The 204-nt window shown below is 63.7% G+C and carries 1 protein-coding gene; it reads right to left on the bottom strand.

Annotation, left to right across the window (positions count from 1 at the left end; genetic code table 11):
- Positions 1–204 (bottom strand): winged helix-turn-helix domain-containing protein (locus tag GYA94_RS26800; RefSeq protein ID WP_174824221.1); only part of this gene is annotated, 204 nt, incomplete at both ends.

Genomic DNA, 204 nt, shown 5'->3' with positions numbered 1-204 from the left:
AGCCCTTGCCCCATACGGTCTTGATCTTGCGCGCTTCACCGGCGTTGTCGTCGAACTTGCGCCGCAGCTTGGAAATGGCCACGTCCACCGAGCGGTCGGTGCCATTGAATTCGATGCCCCGCAGTTGCTGCAGGATGCGGTCGCGGTTCAGCACTTCGCCGGCGTTGCGCGCCAGCACCACCAACAGGTTGTACTCGCCGCTGG

Source organism: Pseudomonas juntendi, from assembly GCF_009932375.1.
Lineage (GTDB): Bacteria > Pseudomonadota > Gammaproteobacteria > Pseudomonadales > Pseudomonadaceae > Aquipseudomonas > Aquipseudomonas juntendi.
The sequence above is the reverse complement of the archived record's forward strand: the minus strand, read 5'-3'. Positions and strand labels throughout refer to the sequence as shown.